This window comes from Deefgea piscis, from assembly GCF_019665785.1.
Taxonomy (GTDB): Bacteria; Pseudomonadota; Gammaproteobacteria; order Burkholderiales; family Chitinibacteraceae; genus Deefgea.
Genome location: NZ_CP081149.1, coordinates 2,249,032 through 2,266,103, shown reverse-complemented (window position 1 = coordinate 2,266,103; position 17,072 = coordinate 2,249,032). Strand labels below are relative to the sequence as shown.

9 protein-coding genes are annotated in these 17,072 nt (G+C 51.4%); 6 read left to right on the top strand and 3 right to left on the bottom strand.

Annotation, left to right across the window (positions count from 1 at the left end):
- Positions 1 to 8 precede the first annotated feature (8 nt).
- Both K4H25_RS10450 and K4H25_RS10445 read left to right on the top strand, forming a co-directional pair.
- Entirely contained in the window at positions 9 to 998 is a 990-nt protein-coding gene (locus K4H25_RS10450; RefSeq protein WP_221020455.1) for an SDR family NAD(P)-dependent oxidoreductase, read from the top strand.
- 320 nt (positions 999 to 1,318) lie between these two features.
- The gene (locus tag K4H25_RS10445; RefSeq protein WP_221020454.1) at positions 1,319 to 1,753 is read left to right on the top strand and encodes an ion channel; all 435 of its coding nucleotides are present in this window, start codon (positions 1,319 to 1,321) and stop codon (positions 1,751 to 1,753) included.
- A gap of 60 nt (positions 1,754 to 1,813) precedes the next feature.
- Here K4H25_RS10445 and K4H25_RS10440 read toward each other — a convergent pair whose 3' ends face one another.
- From K4H25_RS10440 to K4H25_RS10430, 3 genes are all read right to left on the bottom strand, one after another.
- On the bottom strand, positions 1,814 to 2,377 hold the full coding sequence (locus K4H25_RS10440; protein ID WP_221020453.1) for a DUF4442 domain-containing protein: 564 nt from the start codon (positions 2,375 to 2,377) through the stop codon (positions 1,814 to 1,816).
- A 424-nt stretch (positions 2,378 to 2,801) separates the two neighbouring features.
- Positions 2,802 to 3,035 carry an antibiotic biosynthesis monooxygenase family protein gene (locus K4H25_RS10435; RefSeq protein WP_221020452.1) on the bottom strand — a complete coding sequence of 78 codons (234 nt, stop codon included), beginning with the start codon at positions 3,033 to 3,035 and terminating at the stop codon, positions 2,802 to 2,804.
- A gap of 88 nt (positions 3,036 to 3,123) precedes the next feature.
- Positions 3,124 to 4,956 (bottom strand): ABC transporter ATP-binding protein, encoded by a 1,833-nt coding sequence (locus K4H25_RS10430; protein ID WP_221020451.1) that lies wholly within the window; start codon positions 4,954 to 4,956, stop codon positions 3,124 to 3,126.
- A 179-nt stretch (positions 4,957 to 5,135) separates the two neighbouring features.
- Between K4H25_RS10430 and K4H25_RS10425 the strand changes: the two genes are divergently transcribed.
- The 4 genes from K4H25_RS10425 to recD all read left to right on the top strand — a co-directional run bounded on the left by K4H25_RS10425 (position 5,136) and on the right by recD (position 17,053).
- Positions 5,136 to 7,751: a DUF1631 family protein gene (locus K4H25_RS10425; protein ID WP_221020450.1), complete on the top strand. Its 2,616-nt coding sequence runs from the start codon at positions 5,136 to 5,138 to the stop codon at positions 7,749 to 7,751.
- Between the two features lie 178 nt (positions 7,752 to 7,929).
- Positions 7,930 to 11,469: an exodeoxyribonuclease V subunit gamma gene (recC, locus tag K4H25_RS10420; RefSeq protein ID WP_221020449.1), complete on the top strand. Its 3,540-nt coding sequence runs from the start codon at positions 7,930 to 7,932 to the stop codon at positions 11,467 to 11,469.
- Positions 11,469 to 15,251: an exodeoxyribonuclease V subunit beta gene (gene recB, locus K4H25_RS10415; protein ID WP_221020448.1), complete on the top strand. Its 3,783-nt coding sequence runs from the start codon at positions 11,469 to 11,471 to the stop codon at positions 15,249 to 15,251. The genes recC and recB overlap by 1 nt, the downstream gene beginning before the upstream one ends.
- Complete coding sequence (gene recD, locus K4H25_RS10410) at positions 15,248 to 17,053, top strand: exodeoxyribonuclease V subunit alpha (protein WP_221020447.1); 1,806 nt, start codon at positions 15,248 to 15,250, stop codon at positions 17,051 to 17,053. Before recB ends, recD begins: the two co-directional genes overlap by 4 nt.
- The last annotated feature ends 19 nt before the right edge of the window (positions 17,054 to 17,072 follow it).

Here is a 17,072-nt window from a genome sequence, read left to right as displayed (position 1 = left end):
GAAAAATCATGCTTACGCTAAAAAAAACCTTAGGTCTTGCTGTGCTTGCCAGTAGTTTATTGGTCTTGGGCCAGCCTGCAGTGGCAGAGTCTTATCCGACCGTTGATATAAAACCGCTTGATCCTGCATTTTTTACGCCTAAACGCCATGAAGGTCGCACTTATCTCATTACGGGTGGCGCAAGGGGGATCGGCGCGGCATCTGCAATTCGCTTGGCCCGCGAAGGTGCAAAAATTGTGATTTTTGACGTGTTGGCAAAAGAAGGCAATGAAACTGTAGTGCAAATTCGTAAAGAAGGGGGACAAGCTGAATTTGTGAAAGGGGATGTTCGCAATAATGCGGATTTACAAAAAGCAGTTGATCTGGCGGTCAGTCAATTTGGTGAGCTCAATGGTGCACTGAATGCTGCGGGCGTGATGGCAGCAATGCCTCCTGACGTCGTTTTTGATTATCAAAAACAAAAAGATTTATTACCCAAAGCGATTGCCGATGCAGGGGATGAATATTTTGATACCTTAATGGCCATCAATGGGACGGGGATATTTAAATCAATGCGTGCCGAATTAAAGCCCATGCTTAAACAAGGTAAAGGTGGCGCTATTGTGAATATTTGCTCGATTGCTGGCTTAACGGGCCTTGCCGGTAATTCGGCCTATGTTGCAAGTAAGCACGCTTGTAGTGGTCTTACTCGAAGTGGTGCTATTGATTATGCGCCATACGGCATTCGGGTTAATTCAGTGAATATGGCCGCGACTGAAACGGCGATGACAGATATGGCAATGAAGTATGTTATGGCGGCCAGTAAAGAAAATACCAAGTCAACCGTGCCAAATATGGGGCGCACTAAGACGCTGAGTCTGCAAGCGTATGCCGACAGTCAAAAACGTCAGGCAACGGTTTGGGAGCAGGCATCGGTGATTGCGTTTTTATTATCAGATGAGGCATCCAATTTAACTGGTGCACTCTATGCCACGGATGGCGGTTGGACGGCTTATTAATTAGGTTTGTTTTGCTGCTTGAGTGCTTGTGCTCACCACCAGCGGCGTTCAAGTGGTTTGGTGTTTTGTGGTGGTGAGCCAGTTGCTTGGTGGCGCAGTGTTTGATAGGTCGCTGCTGGTTCTTTTGTTCAGTTACTTAACCGCATGTATTGATTGATAGGGTATTGCGCTGTGTGCTTTTGTATATAAAGCACAAAGCGCAATACCCTTTTTGTTTGGTGTGGCGATTTTTGAGGTTTTCATTGTGCCTCGCGCAAGTTTGATTAAGGCGCTCTAGACTGAGTGGCAATCGAGTGTAATTTGCCTTTTGAGGGGTAGAGATGATTTATTTAATCTGTGGGTTTTTACTGGTTGTCGCTACGGTATTGATACATGTATTGGGCATTTTTTTAATTACCTATGTTGAAAAATTCTTAATCCAGCAATTTGCCAGCTCGATCATGGTTGAGGCGATTTTATTTGTCATCGTGACCTATTTATTGATGGTGGTACATTTGGTGTCGATCTTTCTTTGGGCCTTTGTATATGTCGAGATTGGTGCCATGGATAATTTTAGCGATGCTTTTTTCTATTCGATTTCTAGTTACTCCACCGTCGGCTTTTATGCCGAAGGCCCCGCAGGGCCGATTGGCCGTTTAAGCGGGGCATTTGAATCCTGCGTTGGCATGGTGATGTTTGGCTTATCAGCGTCGTATTTGTTTGGCATTCGCGGCAAGTTAAATGCCAATGCATTGGCAATGCAAACATCAACATAGTCTATGGGTATATCGCTGTGGGCATTATTAATAAATGGATGTAGCTAAATACCCATCTACTTAAATTGTTTTTTCGCCACTGGCCTCTTGCGCTAGTCGCTGGCGGCGTTCCAGTTGTTTGGCGTCGTAAGCCGATTTGTGCGCGATATACAAAACACGGTCGACTTCGGCGCAGACATCGCCCTTGGCGTTCACCATTTCCACGGCATAGGTGCGAGTGATTTCTGGGGTGATGGCGAGTAATTGGTGAATTTCAGTCAGTTCTGCTTCATCCAGTCGAAATTGAGCCGTCAGTGTGCTGAGCGCTGGGCGTTTAAAGCGGATGGTGCCGCCTTTATCCCAAACTACATATTCTTCGCCCAAATTAAAATACAGCATGCTCATATAAAAAGGGTCGGTTGCGGCAAACATGCTGCCGCCAAACAGACTGCCATTGAGGTTGCGCGTTTTCCAGTTGAGTGGCAATTTGACGGTGATTTGCCGAACATCAGTACTAATTTGGCTGACTTTGCAACCGGTGCGGCGGATCGCAGGGTAGTAGTTAAAACCGATTTTTAATAGCGCAGCCGCAAGGCGCGGCCGAGCAAGGATGGCAAAGGCAAGTTTTTTTACTAGGGGCGACATAGTCATCCATCGGTTTCTAATGCGTTAATCAATCATGCCGCGCGTTGATTCCAGATTAAAACTCATAATCACGCTCAACTTTGGCGATGCATGTTTTGTACTGGCTATACCACTGGGCGCGTCCTGATTTTTGTGCCAGTTGATGCTCGCTATGGGCTTTCCAGTTTTGGATCGACGCTAAATCAGCCCAGTACGACTCCGTGATGCCAATAGCTGCTCGGGCAGATTCAAGCCCTAGGGTCTGTTGACGATTGGTTTTCGGTCGCGCTGGAGCGATTTTCGCGGCAGATCAAGGCATTTTATGCGACCAATAACCCGTTATTCGAGCATAAAATAACGCAGAGATGCCGCGAAAAGCGCCCAGCCCTTAGGGTTTGGCTGCTTTTGGCCTGACACTGCGTTGAAAAACGCTTGCATAGAATGACTATGCCACGCGTCTTTCGCCTTGTTTCAGGCCAAAATCAGCACAAACGCGATCTGCAAACCAAACGTCAACAGACCCTAAAAACCCCGGCTGGTCTTGTGCTAAGGCCAGCATTTTTTCAGCCATTTCAGCGTAGCCTTGCTCATCCTCAGTACGTATTGAAGTGAAAATCACTGCGTAGTAAGGAGGTTTTGGCGTATTGGCATAGCTGGGGTGCTGGTTTTCAGTTGTCATGGTGCCGTTATTGTCTCGAAGTGTTAATCAGGGAAATCGTCAGTGATATGTCATTTTTGCGGTGCGGTACACCACTGACGACGCAAGTTTAATCGGCTTCTTCGCCTAAAAATCCGCCGCTTTGATGCGACCACAGTCGCGCATAGAGGCCATCTTGCTCCAACAAGCTTTGATGATCGCCTTGCTCAACAATCCGCCCTTGGTCGAGCACAATCAAACGATCCATCGCCGCAATGGTGGATAAACGATGGGCGATTGCGACCACGGTTTTGCCTTCCATTAGGCGGTATAAGCTGGTTTGAATAGCTGCTTCAACTTCAGAGTCGAGCGCGCTAGTGGCTTCGTCGAGTAATAAAATCGGCGCGTCTTTGAGCATCACGCGCGCAATCGCAATCCTTTGGCGTTGCCCACCCGAGAGTTTGACGCCGCGCTCGCCGACATGCGCGTCGTAACCGGTGCGCCCAGCAGGGTCGCTTAAGTTCAGAATAAAATCATGTGCTTCGGCGCGTTTAGCGGCAGCAATCATTTCCTCATCCGTGGCATTGGGGCGGCCATAAAGGATATTTTCGCGCACTGAGCGATGTAACAGCGACGTGTCTTGCGTCACCATGCCGATATGCGCGCGTAAGCTGTCTTGCGTTACGTGCGCGATGTTTTGGCCGTCAATCGTAATTTGCCCCGACTGAATATCGTAAAAGCGCAGCAATAAATTAACAATCGTTGATTTGCCAGCGCCGGATCGACCGACTAAACCGATTTTCTCGCCGGCGCGAATGTGTAGCGACAATTGCTTGAGTAACAAGCGGTCTTGTTCGTAGCCAAAGTCAACGTGGGCAAATTGAACTTCTCCGCGCGGTACGGTGAGTGCTGTGGCGTCGGGCGCGTCATTGACTTCGTGTGGTGTAGTCAGGGTGTTGATGCCGTCTTGTACGGTGCCAATATGCTCAAACAGTGCGGCGATTTCCCACATAATCCATTGCGACATGCCGTTTAAACGCAGCGCCATGGCTAATGAGGCAGCAACCGCGCCAGCGCTCACCTGGCCATGACTCCATAAATACAAGGCGGTGCCGGCGCTGGCAATAATTAAACAGATGCTTAGGGTGTGATTGACCACCTCAAAGCTGCTGACCAAACGCATTTGGCCATGCACGGTATGCATAAACTCTTGCATGGCGCTGCGGGCAAACGCTGCTTCGCGCCGACCGTGCGAAAACAACTTTACTGTTGCAATATTGGTATACGCATCGGTAATTCGTCCCGTCATTAATGAGCGAGCATCTGCTTGGTTTTGTGCTGCTTTGCCTAGACGTGGAACAAAATAAAACATCGCGCCAATATAGAGCAACATCCAAGCCAACAGCGGCACTAGTAGCCACAGATCAAAGCTGCCAGCAACGGCCAGCATGGTGAAAAAATAAATTGCGACGAACACCATAATGTCGGTGACGATAAACACGGTTTCGCGCACAGCTAAGGCTGTTTGCATGACTTTGGCCGAAACGCGACCGGCAAATTCATCTTGATAAAAACTCATGCTTTGGTGGAGCATTTGCCGGTGAAAATCCCAGCGCAGCAACATCGGGAAATTGCCTGCTAAGGCTTGATGTTTCAGCAAAGTTTGCAAGCCGACCACTAGCGGGCTGAGTAATAACACGCCCGCAATCAAGCTAAGGCGAAAGTGCTCTTGCGCCCAGAGTTGGCTCGGCTCGACGTGTGCCAACCAATCGACAATATGCCCGAGCAAACTATATAAAATCGCTTCAAAAGACCCAATGATGGCGGTGCAGAGCATCATGCCAAAAATGAGTGGGCGCAGTCCTTTTGTACAGCCCCATATGAATGATTTGAAATCATGAGGTAAGGTTTTGTTTTGCTGTTCAGGGTAGGGGTGAACTATATTTTCAAAAAGTCGAAACACTGAGAGTTAGCCTTGCTGCCATTCGGATCGATAGATTGTACCGAAACTGTCGCAAGCAGCGCAGGCTATTGTCAGTTATCATCCGGTTTTTATGCGGTTTGAGTTGAATGCTGTGCCTCAACTCAGTGCAATGCAATTTCGGCTAGGCCGAATTAATTTGATGTGTGAGGGTGTGGCAGATGGATAGAAATGATTTACTCATTGCGACGCGCTCGGTGTTTTTGGCTGAATTTAATCAAAGAATGCCGATGGTACTGGCGCATTCGACAGGGCAATTATTTAATCAGGCCGATCGGGCCACTTCAATGCTTGAGCAACGCCGTTTACTCGCTGCGCGGCAATTGATTATGAATCACGATCAAAAACTTGAGCAGCAGCTATCGCGTCAGGTTGAGCAATTATTGCATCGCAGTTTTCAAACGGCTTATAACCACTTTCGACCGTCATTTACCGAGGGGCTCAATGCCACGTTATCCTTGGTCGAATCGGCGTCGTTTGAAGAAGAATTACATATTGATCAAATTACCACGCGTTTTCGGCAAGAGGCCGAAGAAGGGATTCGCGATTTAAATATTCGCATTGCTTTATTGCTTGAGCAAGACGTGATTAAAGAGCGTGAAAACCCATTTCGTACTTATATTATCTCGCGCAGTATTGCCAATGCATTAGAAGAAACGGTTGCCGAAACAGGTAGCGACAATGAATTAATTCCAGTACTGCTAGCGCAACTCACTACGTCAATGTGCCCGCATATCGCGCCGCTGTATGAGGCTTTAAATCAGCTGCTGGCCCAGCATGGCATTGCCGCGCAATTGCAATTAAAGGTTAGAAAACAAAGTGAACCCGCTGCAATCGCAGCGAGCAATCTGCTGGATCAACCTGATGAATCGCCCTCAGCATTCACACCCGATGCGCAACACAGCGCACCCGCATCGGGAGGCCGTGAGCCGCCGCGCGTAGCGGCACCCATTCGTTCATCGGCAGCTTCATCAGCAACTTCATCAGCTGGTTCGGTAGGCGCAGCGCCGTGGAGCGCACGCTCGGAAGATCAATTTTTGGATTTTGTGCAATCTAGACCGTCTTCATCGCAGGCATCATCGCAAGGTACTGCGTCAGCGAGTGCGCCCAATGATCTGGCTAGCATGGGGTCAGGCGAATCTGCCGCGATGGATTTGGCGGTAGCGCCAGCGTCCAGTGCAGAGGCGCGCGCCAGTATGGCGCGAGCACCATCATGGTTGAGTCATCTGGGGCAAGTGGGGCGAAGTATTCAGCAATTTTTTAGTGGCCACAGTCTGCAGCCAGGTGCGCAGGGGCAAGGCCCGGTGTGGGATGAAGCTGCATCGCTGGAACTGCGTTCGGTGAGTGTGCCGCTGAGCCAATCACTGCAAAGTCTGATTGAAGTCGCCACGCCAACGGGCGACGCCATGTGGAATGGCGATGGCAAGCTGCGCAATCTGATTTTAGAGCAGCGCCAACAATTGGGCGCCAGCACCAGCGACGTTAATGAGGCGATGACGATTGATGTGGTCGCCATGCTGTTTGAATTTATTTTGCGTGACGATAAAGTGCCAGCCGAAGTTCGGGCGCAGCTTGGGCGTTTGCAGTTTTTGGTATTAAAAATCGCGCTGCAAGATCCAAATCTTTTTGCCAGAAAAACCCATCCAGCGCGCATGCTGGTCAACCGAATTGGTTCGATTTCTCTGGGTATGCAGCAAAATAGCGAAAGCGCCGCCCGAGTCAATACCGAGATTTGCCGCATTGTGGCGATTATTTTGGCCGATGAAAGCGAAGATTTAGGCTTGTTTGTGCAAATGCTCGATGCGCTGGATGCATGGGTGGCCAATGAATTAGCCCATTGCGAAAAAATGGCCATTAGCGCCACGCAAGTTTTGGATTCTGCCAAACAGCGCACATTACATTTTGCGCGAATTACCGCAATGATTTCTGACGCTTTATCGCCCTATACCATTGAGCCGTATTTGTATGACTTTTTGGTCAGCACTTGGGCGCGGGTCATTGAATTGGCCGGGCGCGAAGCGCCGCATAAAGAAACACAATATCGTTTATTGGTGCCCGATTTGATTTGGAGCTTGGCACCAAAAGTTGATCGCGATGAATGCAAAATTTTATTGGGTTTGATTCCAACCATGATTGCCACTTTGCGCGAGGGAGTGTTAACGCTCAATTGGACGGCCGAACAATTACAAGAACTCAACTTGCATTTGGTCGATGCGCATCGTTTGGCGATGCGCTCAGGTGCTAGTCAAGTGCTGAATGCTGTGCCGCCACCGCTATCGGTGATGCATGAGGCTTTTGCGCCATTTTTGGACGCGGTGCATACCACTGAAACCTCCGAGAATGAGGTGGTGGTGACGTTAAATCCGCTGTTTATTCAAGCTGAGATCGATGCTTTAGAAATCAACCTCAATCTGATTGATCAATTGATTGAGTCGGAATTAGGGCCGCAAACCTTAGTTGAGATCGACAATGAAGATGAAGATTTTACGGCGTGTTTAAGCAATGGCGTGGCGGTTGAGATTAATTTTGATGGCACTGCGCGTATTGCGCAATTGAGCTGGCAAGCCAATCATCCCGATGCGATTGTGTTGACTTGGCCCGACCAAGACGCACCGGCGGTTTTGAGTTTGCGGGCGTTTCGCCGATTGTTTGCGCGTGATCGCGTGCGCTTTTTAGAGCAAGCACCGCTGTTTGATCGCGCCATGAACGAATTATTGGCCTCGGCCGAGCAAGTGGCCAGCGCCGAAACTGCATTGCCGAGCATGGCGATGGCCTAACCAAGCCCAAGCAAGCATGGGTAATCGCCTAAAACAGCGTCTCGCTGGTGCTGGTCTTGATATGAGCTCAGCGTGACGTGTCGAATGTGGTTCGAATGTCTACTTTGTGCGCCTTTTCTGGCAACTGAAGTCAGCTTAACAAGGTAGAATAAGCCTTGCTTCTTACTTCGGTGCCCGCATGTCCAGCCGCCTGCATATCTACCAGTCCAATCGCCTAGAAAATCTGTTCGAATTACTGCAAGCGCTGTATGGCGTTGCCTTGAATGATCCGTTTGCCAGCGAAAAAATCATAGTCTCCAGTAAAGGGATGGAACGCTGGCTGCGGTTTAAATTAGCCGATCGCGTCGGCATTTGCGCGGGGATCGATTTTCAGTTGCCGGCGAGTTTTGTCTGGTCTTTGCTCAAAGACGCATTGCCGCATTTGCAAGCCGATTCGCCGTATAGCTCTAGCCCGCTGGCTTGGCGCTTATTTGGCGTATTGCCCACATCCGGCGCACGCGCCGCCAGCCCGATTGTCGCTGCGTATTTGAATGAGGGGGACGCGCGGCGGCAAATGGCGTTGGCGGGTAAATTGGCCGACGTGTTCGATCAGTATTTGGTGTTTCGCAGCCATTGGATTGCAGCGTGGGAAGCGGGGCAGTTAGTGGGCTTGGGCCCCGATGAAGCGTGGCAAGCGACTTTGTGGCGGGAAGTGAAAGCCAGTATCGACGCCGATTTTGGCGCAATGCCACATCGTGCCGATATGTTTGTGCAGCTCTTTAATACGTGGAAAAACGATGGCCCAAGTCGTTTGCCAGAACGGATTACGGTGTTTGGTATTGCTGGCATGCCGCCAGCGTATATCGACGTGCTGGGCGCGTTGGCCGAACATATCGACGTGAATTTATTTTTACTCAATCCTTGCCGCGAAGAATGGGGTGCGATTGTCAGCGCCCAAGTGATTGCGCGCCGCGAGTTAGACCGCGCGCAAGAATCGCTCTACCTCGATATTGGTCATCCTTTATTGGCTTCGATGGGCAAGGCGGGCCGCGACTTTTATCGCGCGGTGACTGAGGCTTTCCCGTGGAGCGGTGGCGGCGAGCAGTGGTTGTTTTATGACCCGCTCGAGCATGTTGCCACGCCGAGCTTATTGCAAACGCTGCAATCGGACGTGCTTAATCTACTCAATCGTGATGCATTAAATGCCCAAATGGTTGCAAAGAACGATCGTTCACTAACGTTCCATAACGCACATAGCGCGATGCGTGAAGTTGAAATCTTGCACGATGAAATCGCCGCCATGCTGGTCAATGACGATAGTTTGTTGGCCTCCGAAATCGCCGTATTACTGCCCGATATGGGACCGTATGCCCCGCTGATTGAGGCGGTTTTTGGCGGTGCCAAAGCCTCTGGCGCGCCCAATATTCCTTTTAATATCGCCGACTTAACCACGCAACAAGAATGCCCTGCGGTTGATGTGTTAATGCAACTATTGCAATTGCCGGAAAGCCGCTGCAAAGCCGATGAAATGTATGGTTTACTCGAAACGCCGCAAGTGGCGGCGCGCTTTGACATTAGTAGCGATCAATTGCTAACGATTCGGCATTGGATTGCGGCCGTCGGCATTCGCTGGGGCTTAGATGCTGCGCATCGGGCTGAGTTTGATTTGTCCGATATGGGCGCGGCCAATACCTGGCAGCTGGGTTTGGATCGATTGCTATTGGGTTTAGCCTTGCCCAATGCATTGGCGGGCGAGGCTGTGCCGCTGTGGGGCGAGGCAACGTCTGAATTAGCCGCGCTTGCGCCGTGGGATGATTTAGAAGGCTCGCAAGCGAGCTTATTGGCCAAATTAACCACATTTATTACCGCAGTCCGTGATTGGCGGGCGGCGCTGAGTATTTCGCGCACTTTGCCTGAGTGGCGCGATGCGGCGTTATTGTTACTCGAAAGTTTTATTTTATTTGACGAGCATGACGAGGCTGAACTCAAACTGGCTGAAGCCATTCGCACGACGTTGGCCGACTTGGCCGATGAAGCGCAATTGGCCGGTTTGGCTGAGCCCGTGCCGCGTGAAGTGGTTTGCGATTGGCTGCAACATCGGTTTGAAAACAGCAGCCGAGGTTCTGGCTTTATGTCGCGCGGGGTGACGTTTTGCACCATGGTACCGATGCGCGGTTTGCCGTTTCGGGTAGTGGCGGTGCTTGGATTAAATGAAAATGATTTTCCCCGTAATCCGCCAACGGCTGGCTTTGATTTAATTGCCCAGCATCCGCGCTTAGGCGATCGCTCGCGCCGCTTGGATGATCGGTATTTGTTTTTAGATTTGATTTTGGCGGCTAGAGAAAAACTCTATTTGTCGTGGGTTGGGCGCAGCTTAAAAGACGATGCGCATTTTCCGCCTTCGGTCTTGGTGAGCGATGTGCTCGATTGTGTGGCGCAAGGGTTTTTCCTTGAGGGTGATTTAGACGCGAGTCTCGAAGTGCGGCGAGCGAATTTATTGCAGCATTTAACCCTTGAGTATCCTTTGCAACCCTTTAGCCTACAAAACTTTGTTGGCCATACCCCAGAACACCATGCCATTGCGTCGTTTAATCCGCTGTGGTGCCGTGCCGCCGAACAAATTGCCTTGGCGGCGGTCGGGCGAGTGCCTAGCGCTGATGAAGGCGCAGGCGAGGGTGTTGTATTGAATGAACTGGCGCAAAGCGCTGCGATCAGTGATGCGCCAAGCGATTCAGGCGCGATCCATTTAACCACCACCGAGCAATATCCGCCGTTTGCCATGCCCAATAGTTTGCGCTGGGATGAATTGGCGCAATGTTTGGCAAAACCTGCGGCCTACTTTTTGCGGCATCGGGCAAATTTGCATTTTCAGCCTAGCGCCAATGATGCGGGTTTAGAGGACGATGAGGCGTTTGATTTAAAAGATTTTCGCGATAATGCCGTGCGCGATTTGGGCCTTAAGTATGGGCTTGAAGCTCATGATTTGGCTTTTGCGCGGGGCAATACCCCTTTGGGTGTGCCGGGTGAAATGCTCGTGGATGAACAGCTCTTTGCCGCGTGTGCGCTGCTGGATGCTTTGCCGCGCTATCAAAGCAGTGATGTGTTGCCAGCGCAAATGGTGCAAGTTACGGTGTCACCGTCTTTATCGGCATCACCGGCGGATGTGCAGCTTACCGGTTGGTTAGATGCCTGTTATGCCGATGGGCGCATTGTTTTAAAAAGCCAAATTTATCCGCGCGATATGTTTCGGGCTTGGGTTGAGCATTTGCTGTTGTGCGCCATGCAGCCCAGTGCGATGCGAACCGTAACGCGCTGGTTGTCTCCTGAGCGCGTGTTGTACTGTTCGCCCATTGCACCGGAACAAGCGGTGGCGTATCTGCAGGATATTTTGGCTTTATATCAAGCCGCAATGGCCGCGCCATTGCCGTTTTTTCCGCACAGTGCTTTAGCGTGGGGCAAGGCCGTGCCTAGCGATACGGTAGAGGATGAAGACAGCCAAGCCTTACGTTGGGCGGCGGCGATTAAGCGTTGGTTGCCGAGCTTTAACCGCGATGGCGAATGGTTAGAAGTACAAAATCAATTGCTTTGGCCGCAAGATCCGCTGCAAACCAATAGCGAAAATGGCGTGCAATTTGTCGCATGGGCAACGCGGATTGTGTTGCCGATGTTGGCCGCAGTCGAGGAGCGAACCTTGCACCATGATTTAAACCGCTGGTTAGCCGAACAAGGAGCTGCGTGATGACTGAAAGCCAACGGAATGAATCGATGGCGCACGCCAGCGTGGCAGCGTCCTTAGCCGCAGATAAAGCGGCGCTACCTGAATTTGCGCCGTTAATGGTGCACGATGTGCCGCTCGGTGGCCGAGTGTTGATTGAAGCTTCGGCCGGTACCGGTAAAACCTTTAATATCACGGGTCTCTATGCGCGCTTGATTTTAGGTGCGGGTATTGGGCCAGATGAGCCAGCGTATAACGCGGCCAATGGATTACTCCCAGAGAGTATTTTGGTGGTGACGTTTACCAAGGCGGCAACGGCCGAGCTTAAAGATCGGATTCGTTTGCGTTTAGCGCAATTAACGCAAACCTTTGTTGAGCAAACGCCAGTGATGGTCGGCGGCGCGCCGGAGCCATTTTGTGCCGAGGTGTGGGAGCGGGTGTTGGCCGAAGGCTTAGATCCCGATCCTTTATTGCGGCAACTGCGCTTGGCGCTCGCTACGCTCGATTGCGCAGCGATTTCGACGATTCATAGTTTTTGCCAGCGCTTATTGACCGAGCAAGCGTTTGAGGCGGGCTTTGATTTTGATCGGCAATTGCTTGAGGACGAAAGCGAATTACTCGCTGAGATTACCCATGATTTTTGGCGCAGTCAGGTGTATGCCGCTGATATGGCGTGGGTGGCGTATTTGCGTGAGCAAAAAATCGACGTGCCGTATTTAGAGCAATTAGGCGGGCAAGTGAAAAGTCTTGATCCGGCGTATTTCTTGCCTTTGCCCGATTTGCCATCGGCCACGTATCGCGACGAGCGCCGCGCGCAATATGCTGAGCAATGGCAACAATGCCAGCGCTGGTGGGATCAAGACGAAATCGCCGCGCTATTGCTCAATGCCCATGCCGGAGGTATTTTTTCTGGCACGTATAAGCTAACGAATGAAAAATGGCAGGATGGCTTGGCCGCGGTCAATCGCTTATTACAAAGCCCAACGCCCAGCGTGTCTTTATGCAAAGACTGGGAAAAATTTACCCAAAGTCATTTGCTAAAGATGACTAAAAAAGAATTTAAACCGGTCGTGCCGCAACATGAATTTTTTATCGCTGCCGAGGCTTTATTGGCCAATGCCGACAGTATGGCCGCCGATTTGGCCTTGCAACTTAAATACTGGCGCTTGGATTTTGCGCGCTATGTGCGTGAGCAATTGGCGCTACGCAAAGCGCACAGCGGCAAAATGTCATTTGATGACAGCATTACTTGCTTAGCTGGCGCGCTGAACGATACGGTGCGGGCGCAAAATTTGGCCAATAAGGTCAATCAAAAATATCGCGCAGCCTTGGTGGATGAGTTTCAAGATACCGACCCTTTGCAATTTAAAATTATTGATCGATTGTTTGGTCACGCCTTAAGCGACGGCAGTGCGCCGCCGTTTTTTATGGTGGGCGACCCGAAGCAGGCGATTTACGCTTTTCGCGGTGCCGACGTGTATGCCTATTTGGGCGCGCGTGGGCAGGCCAAAGCGTGTTATTCCATTGAAACTAATTTTCGTTCGGACGCGCCGATTGTTGAGTTTGTGAACGCGCTGTTTGCGCCCAAAGATGCTTTTGTTGAACGGCAAATTAGCCATCCGACCATTGCCGCCAAGCAAAGCGGAGAATCTAAATGGCAATGCGCCGATGATCGCGCGGCGGTACACGCTTTTGTGTTTGATGGCGGCAATCCCGATACGGCTGAAAAAATGCTGTTGGCAGCGACCGCTGATGAAATTGCTGGTTTACTCAATGCCGCCAGCCAAGGCAAAGCCACGCTCAGTGGGGCTGCTTTAAGTCCAAAAGATATCGCGGTTTTGGTGCCGAGCCATCGGCAAGCGCATGCCATGCGCCACGCTCTGGCTGAGCGCGGCGTGGCGGCGGTGATGCAAACCCGAGAAAGTGTTTTTGCCTCCAGCGAGGCGCAAGGCTTGTGTGCGATGCTGGCAGCGATTGAAGCGCCAGCGCAAACCAGTTTGCTGCGTAAAGCCTTGGTGAGTTCAGTGATGGGCTTTAGCGTGGCGCAATTAATGGCGCTGCAATTGGACGATGCAGCGTGGCAAGACGAAGTTGAAAACCTGCAAAGTTGGCGTGATGAATGGCGAAAATTTGGCTTTATGCCGATGTTTCGGCGCTGGTTGGTCGAGGCCGATATTGCCAGCCGCGTATTAAAGCAAGACGGTGGCGAGCGGCGCTTGACCAATTTACTGCACGTGGCTGAGCTGGTGCAGCATGAATCCAGATCTCGCCCCAATCCTGCCTTGTTGTTAGCGTGGTTAGAGCGGCAAATTGCCGAGCCCAATCAAGGCGCAGAAAGTCAACAAATGCGCTTAGAAAGCGACGCCGATCGCGTGCGCTTGGTGACCATCCATGCATCCAAAGGCTTGGAATATCCGATCGTATTTTGCCCGTTTGCATGGAAAGGCAAGGGCGAGCTGGTGCGTAACCGGCAATGGGTGTCGTTTCATCAACCGAGCGCGGCGCATGCGCTGCAAATTGATGTGGGTACGTCTGAGCTCGAGGCGCATCTTGAGCAAGCCGAGCACGAAGCCTATGCCGAGCAGATTCGTCTGTTGTATGTGGCCGTCACCCGCGCCAAACATCGCCTGTATTTGGCTTATCCGGCGTTTGAAAAACTCGCTTGGCAGTCGCTGGCGGGACTTAATAACGCGCCTTTGACGCATTTATTGCGCACGGAATCAGGTCAAACCATTAGCGAGCACCTCAAATCGCTTTCGCTGCCTTTGCTGAGCGACGCATTTAAGCGCTTGGATGCGCGCGTGACGGTGAGTGGTTTACCCGAGTGGACTCGATTTGCGGGTACGGATCGTGCGCTACCGCATTTGCAATTGGCGGCGCGCTCTAAGCGCTTTGATTACGCACCGTGGAGTTTGGCGGCGCCGTGGCGCTTAGCCAGTTTTACTTCGCTCACGCGCAGTTATGCCAGCGATGCGGTGGCTGAAGCGGGGACTGATTACGATGCCGATGGGGTGCAAGTACTGCGCTTGGATAGCGAAGCGTTGTCGGATGAAATGCGCTTTCGATTTATGCGCGGTAGTCGTGCTGGTACCACATTGCATTCGGTGTTTGAGCATACTGATTTTACGCGAGTCGATGCAGGTGTCTTGGCGCAGACTGTGACGCAAGCGATGCAAAAATCGGGCTTGGCCTTGGCGCTCGATGCCGCACCACAAGTGGCCGATTGGCTGCTGGCGGCGCTCGCCGCTCCAATTGAGCTGGCGGCGGGCGTATTGCGGTTAAATCAATTGGCGCAGCGCCAGCGCTTAAATGAATGGCAGTTTTTATTGGGGTGTAAGTCAGTCGATATCGCCGCATTTTGCCGCGTACTGGCTCAGCCCGAGTTTGGCGTTGAGCCGCGCTTTATTGCCGCTGCGCAGCGGTTAAAGCCCGAAAGATTCGTCGGTTATTTAAATGGTTTTGTCGATTTGGTTTTTTTCTGGCAAGGCCAGTATTTTATTGCCGATTACAAATCCAATTTTTTGGGCGATCGCTTGAGCGATTACGATCCAGCCGCATTGCGTGATGTGATGAGTGACTCGCATTATTACTTACAGTATTTGCTGTATAGCTGCGCTTGGCACCGGCATATGTTGGCGCGCTTGGGGGAAAAATATGACTATGAGCGTGATTTTGGTGGGGTGTTGTATTTATTTATTCGAGGTATGTCGCCAGAAATCGCTAATTGTGGCGTTTGGCACGATAAACCCCCTTTGAAACTGATTGAGGCGCTTAATCGTGCTTTAGGTGAAGGCGTAGCGCAATGACCAATACTGTAGAAACTAGTACGCCACTGACTGCGATCAATCCCAGCGCAGTAGAGAAAATCGATTTTTCTAGTGTACTGCTGGATTTATTACGGCGCAAAAACCCTAACGCGCCCGCTGATTTATTGGGGCTTGCCGCGCAATTGGCTAAAGCCAGCGAGCGCGGCGATGTTTGTGTGGATATTCCGCCGCAAACCGATTTGGCGGCATGGCTAGCGAGTGGTTTGGTGGGCGAGGCGGGTGATTTTATGCCCTTGATCGCCTCGCATCAGCGCCTGTATTTAGCGCGCTATCACGCGTATGAGTCGCGAGTGGCGTTGCAATTGCGTGCCTTGGCGCTGGATGCGCCACCGGCGCCAGACGAAGGCCAGCTGGCGGCGCATTTGCAGACTTTTTTTGCCGATAGCCAAGAAAACCCCGATTGGCAAAAAATCGCCGTGACCGCTGCGCTGCATCAACGATTGAGTATTGTGAGCGGTGGTCCAGGAACTGGAAAAACCACCACGCTGATTAAATTATTGACCTTGCTGCAAATCAGTAGCGATCGTGTTCTCAATATTGCGCTGGCGGCGCCAACCGGTAAGGCCGCCATGCGCATGCAGGCGGCGATTAGTCAGGGTAAGCAAGATTTAGCAGCCAAAGGCTTGCTAAGTGCTGAGTTGGCGGCGCAGATCCCCGATCAAGCCACGACTTTGCATCGCTTGCTCGGCAGCCAATTTAATTCCGTGCAGTTTCGCCATCATGCCGCGCGCCCTTTAGTGCTCGATGTGCTGGTGCTGGACGAAGCGTCGATGATCGATTTGGCCTTGATGAGTAAATTGGTCGACGCTTTGCCGCCACAAGCTCGCTTGATTTTATTGGGTGATAAAGATCAGCTCGCTTCGGTTGAAGCGGGCGCGGTGATGGGCGATTTATGTGCTGAAAGCGGGTTTTCGCCTGACTTTGCCGCTAAATTGTCACGCTTAACCGGCCAAGTGGTTGAGCCAAGTTTTTCCGCGTCGGCATTGGGCGAGCATGTGTTGACCTTGCATAAAAGCTATCGGTTTTCTGGCGCGATTGGCGCTTTGGCCAAGGCGATTAATGGCGGTGATTTACGCGCAATCAGTACGCTATTGCAGTCTGCCGCCAGCCAAGCCAAAAGCGATGCGCCCTTAATTTGGTATGCCAGTAATCCCGCTGCCAGCGGCCAAGATTTATCCGTGCCACTGCTGGCGGGCTACGCGCCATTTTTTGCTGCGGTGGCGGCCAATGCCGCGCCGAGCGAAGTGTTTAAGGCATTTGATGCGTTTCGAGTATTGAGCCCGGTGCGCCAAGGCGCAGCCAGCGTGTCGCGCGTGAATCATTTAATTGAGGCGCAATTGGTCAAACAAGGTTTAAGAATGAATGACCAAGTTTGGTATGCCGGCCGGCCGGTATTGGTGCCGCAAAATCTTTATGATTTGGCGCTGTATAACGGCGATATTGGCCTGACTTTGATGGATGACGCCGGCAAGCTCTGGGTGCATTTTCCCGATAGCGATGGCGGCACGCGCAAAGTCGCCCCCGCGCGCTTGCCCTCAGTGGAAACCGCGTTTGCAATGACAGTGCATAAATCGCAAGGCTCGGAGTTTGCGCATGTGTTATTGCTGTTGCCCAGCCCAAGTGATGGCAGTGCCAGTGTCTTAAGTCGGGAGCTGGTTTACACCGCTATTACGCGTGCGCGCAAGCAAGTGAGTTTGTGGGGTGAGGAAAGCATTATTACGAGCGCCAGTCGCAAAGGCATTACGCGGCAATCGGGTTTGGCGCTGCGTTTACTGACTTAATTGGTGCAATACAGCGTGG

Coding starts and splice junctions, on each gene's coding strand:
- recC (WP_221020449.1), top strand. CDS start 7,930: ATGTCCAGCCGCCTGCATATCTACCAGTCCAATCGCCTAGAAAATCTG.
- K4H25_RS10425 (WP_221020450.1), top strand. CDS start 5,136: ATGGATAGAAATGATTTACTCATTGCGACGCGCTCGGTGTTTTTGGCT.
- K4H25_RS10440 (WP_221020453.1), bottom strand. CDS start 2,377: ATGTCGCCCCTAGTAAAAAAACTTGCCTTTGCCATCCTTGCTCGGCCG.
- recB (WP_221020448.1), top strand. CDS start 11,469: ATGACTGAAAGCCAACGGAATGAATCGATGGCGCACGCCAGCGTGGCA.
- recD (WP_221020447.1), top strand. CDS start 15,248: ATGACCAATACTGTAGAAACTAGTACGCCACTGACTGCGATCAATCCC.
- K4H25_RS10445 (WP_221020454.1), top strand. CDS start 1,319: ATGATTTATTTAATCTGTGGGTTTTTACTGGTTGTCGCTACGGTATTG.
- K4H25_RS10450 (WP_221020455.1), top strand. CDS start 9: ATGCTTACGCTAAAAAAAACCTTAGGTCTTGCTGTGCTTGCCAGTAGT.
- K4H25_RS10435 (WP_221020452.1), bottom strand. CDS start 3,035: ATGACAACTGAAAACCAGCACCCCAGCTATGCCAATACGCCAAAACCT.